Here is a 7,781-nt window from a genome sequence, read left to right on the forward strand (position 1 = left end):
TCCTCTTGGCGACGCAGAGCGTTGAGACCTGCATTCCCACGCTGGAGCGTGCGGAACGATGATCTTAATATCGTGCGGCGCTGCGCGTCGCATGCCTTTCCGGACGCTCCGCGTCCTCCTGGCGACGCAGAGCGTCGAAACCTGCATTCCCACGCTGGAGCGTAGGAACGATGATCTCAATATCGTGCGCCGCTCCGCGTCGCATGCCTTTCCGGACACTCTGCGTCCTCTTGGCGACGCAGAGCCTCTAGCACTGCATCCCCACGCTGGAGTGGGGACTATAGTCGTGGATATTTCAGTTCCGGTTACCAGGCGTTTCCGGCTTCATACACAAAAAGCGCTACTTCAGATTTCCACTCAAAAACTGCTGCAAGCGCTCGCTTTTCGGATTGTTGAGCACCTCGTCCGGGTGGCCGGATTCTTCGATCTGGCCTTGGTGCAGGAACACCACCTGGCTCGCAACCTTGCGCGCAAAGCCCATCTCGTGTGTCACCAGAATCATGGTTCGGCCTTCCTCGGCCAGGCCCTGAATGACCTTCAGCACTTCACCGACCAGTTCCGGGTCCAGTGCCGAGGTGGGTTCGTCGAACAGCATGATTTCCGGCTCCATTGCCAGCGCACGGGCAATGGCCACGCGCTGTTGCTGGCCGCCCGACAGGAACGCCGGGTACTGATCGGCAACACGCTCCGGCAGACCGACCTTTTCCAGGTATTTGCGCGCGCGGGCCTCGGCTTCGGCCTTGGGCACGCCCAGTACGCGGCGCGGGGCCATGGTGATGTTTTCCAGCACGGTCATGTGCGCCCACAGGTTGAAGTGCTGAAACACCATCGCCAGCCGCGTGCGGATGCGCTGCAGTTCATCCGCGTCGGCAACGCGCATGCCGTCCTTGTCGCTGACCATGCGCACTTGCTTGCCATCCAGGCTCATTGCCCCGTCATTGGGCTGTTCGAGAAAGTTGATGCAGCGCAGAAAGGTGCTCTTGCCGGAGCCACTGGCGCCGATCAGGCAGATCACGTCACCGCTGCTGGCCTTGAGCGATACGCCTTTGAGCACTTTGTTGTCGCCATAGCTTTTGTGCAGGCCATCGATGGTCAGTTTGTACATGACAGGTCCTCAAGGAGAAAGTAGATAGCCGCTGCGATAGGCCTGGGTGCCGGCGATGTGCGCAATGACCATGCCGGCAGTCGCCATGCGGCGCAGCGAGCGCGCGTACAGCAGCCCCGCATTCAAGGCATGGATGCAGGCCACGGTGTCGCTGATCGGGTCGATGACCTCGGCAATCAGTTGGCCAGCCTCGACGTGTTCGCCGGGCATCGCGCAGAACACCAGCAAGCCGCCGACCGGCGTAGTCACCGGTTCGACCGCTGCCAATGGCGTCGCGGGGTAGAGCAGTTCGGGCAGCGGCTGGAGTTCGCCGTCGATGATGCCCGCGTCGATCAGGTAATGAATGATGGCCTGACAGTCACGGCTGGCGAGGGCATGGTTCACATCGCCTTGCCCGCGTAGCTCGAGCGTCACTGAGAAACTGCCCATGGGAATCGGAAAGCGCTCACCGAAGCGTTGCTGCAATTGCCACCAGACCAGCGTGAAGCATTCGTCGAACGACTGGCCACCCGAGTCGGTCGCCAGCAGGCTGGCTTGCGCGCCCAGGTAGCGCGACAGCGGCTCGACTTTCGGCCAGGCTTCGGGCGTAGTGTACAGATGCTCGACCGATTCGAAATCACAGTGCAGGTCCAGCACCATGTCGGCATCGCAAGCCAGGCGCTGCAGGGTCAGGCGCAGCGATTGCAATTGGCTGGTTGCGGGTACGGCATCCAGCGCCGCTCGCAGGCTGTCCCGCACCAGTGCGACGTTGTGCTCTGCATCAGCAGTCAGCCGGGCTTTGATATCATCGCCGACCTGCGCGCCAAGGTCGCTGAACCAGCGATTGAAGTTCTGGCCGCTTTCCAGCTCGTAGCGGCCCAAAGGTGTGTCCATCAGGGCCTGTTCCAGACCAATCGGGTTGGCGACCGGCACCACGACGACTTCACCCAGCAGGCGCCCGGCACTTTCCAGTTCTGCCAGACGTTGCTTCAGGTACCAGGCAACCAGCATGCCCGGCAGTTCGTCCGCATGCAGCGAAGCCTGGATATAAACCTTGCCGGAACCGTTTTGCGGGCCGTAGTGAAAGCTGTGGACCTGCCGGGCAGTGCCTGGCACTGGCGACAGCAAGTCATGGGTGTGATGGTGCATGTTCAGTCCTGATTAATGGGCCGGGCCGAGAAAGGCCAGCCAGCGGCGTTCGGCAAGGCGGAACAGCCCGACCAGAATGCACGTCACGGTCAAGTACATGACGGCGGCGATACCGAAGGACTGGAAGGTCATGAAAGTGGCAGAGTTGGCATCCCGCGCCACTTTCAATATGTCCGGCACCGTGGCGGTAAAGGCCGCCGTGGTCGAGTGCAGCATCAGGATCACTTCATTGCTGTAGTACGGCAGCGACCGGCGCAGCACCGACGGCATGATCACGTAGGCGTAAAGCTTCCAGCCGGTCAGACCGTAGGCTTTGGCCGCTTCGACTTCGCCGTGGGCCATGCTGCGGATCGCACCGGCAAAGATCTCTGTGGTGTACGCACAGGTGTTCAGGGTGAAGGCCAGGATTGTGCAGTTCATCGCATCGCGAAAAAACGCATCCAGCATCGGCTGTTCACGCACCGCAGCAATGCTGTAAATGCCGGTGTAGCAAATCAGCAACTGTATATAGAGAGGCGTGCCGCGAAACAGGTAGGTGTAGAACTGCACTGGCCAGCGTACCCAGCGGTTTTTCGACACCCGTGCAATCGACAGCGGGATCGACACGCAGAAGCCGATGGCGATAGAGGCGCTGAGCAGCCACATGGTCATGGCCAGCCCAGTGATATTTACGCCGTCTGTATAAAGGAAGGGTTTCCAGTATTCCTGTAACAATTCGATCATCGCTGTGCCTCCCGGCTGCCTGCGGCATAGTGCCGTTCAGCCCAACGCAGGGCGAAGTTCGAGGCGCTGGTGATCAGCAGATAGATCAATGCCGCCAACACCAGAAAGTAGAACAACTGATAGGTACTTTTGCCGGCGTCCTGCGAGGCCTTGACCAGATCAGCCAGGCCGATGATCGATACCAGCGCCGTAGCCTTGAGCAGTACCTGCCAGTTATTGCCGATCCCCGGCAGTGCGTAACGCATCATTTGCGGGAACACAACGTAGCGAAATCGCTGGCCGCGTTTCAGTCCATAGGCCGTCGCTGCTTCCACCTGACCGCGAGGCACGGACAGAATCGCGCCGCGAAACGTCTCGGTGAAATATGCCCCATAAATGAAGCCCAAAGTGATGACACCCGCGCCGAACGGGTTGATCTCGATGTATTCCCATTCCATCGCGTCGGTGAGCATGGTCAGCCATGTTTGCAGGCTGTAGAAAATCAACAGCATCAACACCAGATCCGGGATACCGCGGATCAGTGTTGTATAAATTTGTGCCGGCACGCGCAGCAGCGCCGAGCTCGACAGTTTGGCACTTGCCCCGATCAGCCCGAGCAGGATGCTCAGCGCGAGGGACAGCACAGCCAGTTTGATGGTCATCCAGGTGCCTTCCAGCAACAGCGGGCCAAAGCCCTTCAGGCTGAACGCCGAGAGTCCCAGGTTTTGCATGAGTGCATCGAGCATGGATAGGCCTTGCTTTCAAAAACAGAGACGCCCATCGATTGGGCGGCGAATCATCGCCGAAATCGATGGGCGTCGGGGTGTTATTTGCCGCTGTACAGGTTCAGGTCGCCAAAATGCTTTTTCTGGATTTCGGCGTAGGTGCCGTCGTCGTGCATCGCTTTGATGCCTTTATCCAGCAGCGCTTTCAGCTCTTTGTTGCCCTTGGCGATGCCGATGGCGGTTTTGGCTGGCAGCAATTCGCTGTCGATAGGCTTGCTGACTTCGTAATCAGCACCGGCTGGCGATTTCAGGAAACCCAGTTCGGCTTGCAGCATGTCCTGGATCGAAGCGTCCAGACGACCGGAAGTCAGGTCGGCGTAAACCTGATCCTGGTTGGCGTAGGCCTTGGTGGATACACCGGCCTTGTCCAGTACGGCCTTGGCGTAGGCTTCCTGGATAGTGCCTTGCTCATAGCCAACGGTCTTGCCTTTCAGGCTGGCCGGGTCGGCGGTAAAGCCTGCACCTTTCTTGAACACCAGCGAAGTAGGGCCGGAGAACAGTTCGTTGGAGAAGTCGATGACTTTTTCGCGAGCAGGGGTCACGGTCATCGAGGAAATCACGCCGTCGAACTTGCGTGCCTTGAGGCCGGGAATCATGCCGTCGAAATCGCTTTCAACCCATTTGCAGGTGACCTTCAGCTCTTTGCAGATCGCGTTGCCCAGATCGATATCGAAGCCGACCAGGCTGCCGTCGGCGGCTTTGGATTCAAACGGCGCATAGGACGGATCAACGCCGAAGCGCAGTTCCTTGTATTCCTTGGCCATCGTATTACCGGCGGCGAGGCACAGAGCCAGTGCAGAAAGAGTCAGCCATGCTTTTTTCATTGTTCAGTCCTTAAAACCTTAAATGGGGCGTTGGGAACACGCGAAGCTTGCTACCGGCAAGTGCCAGACTGGCAGAAGGTAGCAATTTCCGAACCAGAGCGATGAACGTGCGTTTGAAATGTAAGGCGTTGTCGCTATTTCGTATAAATGGCTGGCAATCTGCCGCCTTGGCATGTTTATGGGCGGGATGTTGTTCTCTGTGACTTAAACCACACCCCCATTAGGCTCGCGGCGAGCGGCAGAATGGTAACGAAAGAGAACGGTTGTTGCGGGCAGGCAAACCCTGGTGGCAGGCAGTGTTTCAAAAAGGTGCACGTCAATTTGCGCGCACTTTTTCGGTGCGTCAGTTCAGCAGGTCCTGTAATGACGCCAGGCTGTCGGCTTCGGCCACCGGCTTGTCCTGCCGCCAGCGCAACATGCGCGGGAAGCGCACCGCAATGCCGCTCTTGTGGCGCTTTGACAAGGCAATGCCTTCAAAGCCCAGTTCGAATACCAGCGTCGGCGTGACGCTGCTCACCGGCCCAAATTTTTCCACGTTGGTTTTACGAACGATGGCGTCGACCTTACGCATTTCCTCGTCGGTCAGCCCTGAGTAGGCTTTGGCGAATGGCACCAGCGTGCGCTCACTGGCGTCGGGCGGGCCGTCCCACACCGCAAAGGTGTAGTCGCTGTACAGACTGGCACGTCGGCCGTGGCCGCGTTGCGCGTAGATCAGCACGGCATCGACGCTGAACGGGTCGATTTTCCATTTCCACCACACGCCCATGTCCTTGGTGCGACCGACGCCGTACAGCGAGTCGCGGGCCTTGAGCATCATGCCCTCGACGCCCAGACTGCGAGAGGCTTCACGTTGCGTCGCCAGATCAAGCCAATCCTTGCCGGTGAGTACCGGGGAGGGCATCAGCACCTCGCTCTGGACGCTTTCGATCAAGGTTTCCAGTTGCGTGCGACGTTCATGTTGGGGCCGGCTGCGGCAGTCATCGCCTTGCCATTCAAGCAGGTCATAGGCCAGCACTACAACGGGCACGTCGGCGAGGATCTTCTTGCCGAGTGTCTTGCGGCCAATCCTCTGTTGCAACAGGGCGAAGGGCTGAACCGAAGGTGACGCTGTGGTGGCATCACCGTTCAACGCAAATTCAGCGCTGTCATCGGGGCTCGGCTCTGGAGCTTTCCAGACGACGATTTCGCCGTCTATCACCGTGCCGTCAGGCAGGCACTGCGCCAGGCTGTGCAGCTCGGGAAAACGGTCGGTGACCAGCTCTTCGCCACGCGACCAGATCCACAAGCGTCCGTCACGTTTGACCAGTTGTGCGCGAATACCGTCCCACTTCCATTCCACCTGCCAGTTCTCGGCCGCCCCGAGCAACTCCTCGAACTGGTCGGCGGGCTGTTGCAGGGAATGGGCAAGAAAAAACGGATAGGGCTGACCGCCACGTTGTGCGTGCTCGTCTTCGGATTCGGGCGCGATCAGTTTCAGGTAGCGCTCTGCGCTGGGCCGATGCGACAGGTCGGTATAGCCCACCAGCCTTTGGGCGACGCGCTTGCTGTCGATGTCCGCCAGCGCAGCCAGTGCGCGCGTCACCAGCAGTTTCGATACGCCAACCCGGAAACTGCCGGTAATCAGTTTTATACATACCATCAGGCTGCTGCGGTCCAGTTGCGACCAGAACATCGGCAGGCGTTCTGCCAGCTCTTCGGGCGGCAGGCCGCGCAACGGCAGCAGCTTGTCTTCCATCCAGGTGGCCAGGCCCTCGTCATTGCTGTGATCGGCCTGGGGCAGCAACAATGACAAGGTCTCCGCCAGATCACCGACCGCCTGATAGCTTTCTTCGAACAGCCACTCCGGCAGATTTGCCAGTGTCATTGCCTGCTCGCGCAACACGCGGGTCGGCACCAGTTGCCTGGGGCGACCACCGGACAGGAAGTACACAGCCCAGGCAGCATCCTCTGCAGCCGCTTTCTCGAAATAGTCACGCATCGCGGCGAGTTTGGCGTTGCTCGATGTGGTTGCGTCCAGTTGTGCGTAGAGTTCCGCGAAGGCTTTCATGACTGAGCCTCCCCCGCAGTTACCGCCTCAGGCTCTGCCGTCGCCGGATTGCTGTCCTCTTCATCGCCGTATTCGGTGCTGAAGCCTTGCGCATCCAGCCCCAGTTCGCGCAGATAACGCACTAATATGCCGACCGAACCGTGGGTGACCATGACCCGCTCGGCACCAGTCTGTTCGATGGCCCACAGCAATCCCGGCCAGTCAGCGTGATCGGATAGCACAAAGCCGCGATCCACGCCACGCCGACGTCGCGTGCCGCGCAGCATCATCCAGCCGCTGGCAAACGCATCGCTGTATTCGCCGAAGCGCTTCATCCAACTGCTGCCACCGGCCGAGGGCGGGGCGAGAATCAACGCCTGACGCAGGGCCGGATCGGTCTTTTTGAAATCGCCAGCGTATTGGGTTTCCGGAATACGAATGCCACCTTCGCGATAGACCCGGTTCAACGGCTCGACAGCGCCATGCACCAGAATCGGCCCGATCTGCGAATCAATGCCATGCAGAATGCGTTGCGCCTTGCCGAACGAGTAGGCGAACAGCACGCTGGCCTTGCCCTGAGCCGCATTGCCACGCCACCACTCGTTGATGCCTTCGAAAATCTGCGACTGCGGTGCCCAGCGATAGATCGGCAGGCCGAAGGTCGATTCGGTGATAAAGGTGTGACAGCGCACCGGTTCGAACGCCGCGCAGGTGCCGTCGGGTTCGACTTTGTAATCCCCGGAAGCCACCCAGACTTCGCCTTGGTACTCCAGCCGCACCTGCGCCGACCCCAGCACATGCCCGGCCGGGTGCAGGCTGAGTTTCACCCCGTGATGGGTGATGGTTTCGCCGTATTCCAGGGTCTGCAGGTTGATGTCCTGGCCAAGGCGCGAACGCAGAATGCCCTCGCCGCTTGCCGCCGACAGATAATGCTGATTGCCGGTACGGGCGTGGTCGCCATGCGCATGGGTGATGACGGCCCGTTCGACCGGGCGCCACGGGTCGATATAGAAATCACCGGGTGGGCAGTACAAACCTTCGGGACGAGCAACGACAAGATCCATGAGGCAACCGTATGGATGGGCTTGTTAGCTATGAGCCGGGGCAGGGCGGGAAGTTCGGGGAGTTTGCGTGAGGGCTGCTTAGCGTGAGGTGCGATAAATGTCCAAAAGAACACTATCGTGCATAAAAGCGCTTTTTTATCACGATGG

Annotated in this window: 7 protein-coding genes; all 7 read right to left on the reverse strand. The window is 59.6% G+C overall.

Annotated features, from left to right (window positions below):
- Positions 1 to 340: 340 nt before the first annotated feature.
- Complete coding sequence (locus ALO64_RS02785) at positions 341 to 1,105, reverse strand: ABC transporter ATP-binding protein (RefSeq protein ID WP_002554833.1); 765 nt, start codon at positions 1,103 to 1,105, stop codon at positions 341 to 343.
- Positions 1,106 to 1,114: 9 nt separating this feature from the next.
- Entirely contained in the window at positions 1,115 to 2,233 is a 1,119-nt protein-coding gene (locus tag ALO64_RS02790) for a succinylglutamate desuccinylase/aspartoacylase family protein (protein ID WP_044343449.1), read from the reverse strand.
- 12 nt (positions 2,234 to 2,245) lie between these two features.
- Complete coding sequence (locus ALO64_RS02795; RefSeq protein WP_044343448.1) at positions 2,246 to 2,956, reverse strand: ABC transporter permease; 711 nt, start codon at positions 2,954 to 2,956, stop codon at positions 2,246 to 2,248.
- Positions 2,953 to 3,681, reverse strand: coding sequence for an ABC transporter permease (locus tag ALO64_RS02800; RefSeq protein WP_002554830.1), 729 nt, complete (start codon positions 3,679 to 3,681; stop codon positions 2,953 to 2,955). Before ALO64_RS02800 ends, ALO64_RS02795 begins: the two co-directional genes overlap by 4 nt.
- 80 nt (positions 3,682 to 3,761) lie before the next feature.
- Entirely contained in the window at positions 3,762 to 4,544 is a 783-nt protein-coding gene (locus ALO64_RS02805) for a transporter substrate-binding domain-containing protein (RefSeq protein WP_002554829.1), read from the reverse strand.
- Between the two features lie 343 nt (positions 4,545 to 4,887).
- Positions 4,888 to 6,591 (reverse strand): ATP-dependent DNA ligase, encoded by a 1,704-nt coding sequence (locus tag ALO64_RS02810; RefSeq protein ID WP_044343447.1) that lies wholly within the window; start codon positions 6,589 to 6,591, stop codon positions 4,888 to 4,890.
- The gene (locus ALO64_RS02815) at positions 6,588 to 7,634 is read right to left on the reverse strand and encodes a ligase-associated DNA damage response exonuclease (RefSeq protein WP_004657487.1); all 1,047 of its coding nucleotides are present in this window, start codon (positions 7,632 to 7,634) and stop codon (positions 6,588 to 6,590) included. The genes ALO64_RS02810 and ALO64_RS02815 overlap by 4 nt, the downstream gene beginning before the upstream one ends.
- Positions 7,635 to 7,781 lie beyond the last annotated feature (147 nt).

Origin of the sequence: Pseudomonas meliae (assembly GCF_001400515.1) — a bacterium.
Taxonomy (GTDB): Bacteria; Pseudomonadota; Gammaproteobacteria; order Pseudomonadales; family Pseudomonadaceae; genus Aquipseudomonas; species Aquipseudomonas amygdali.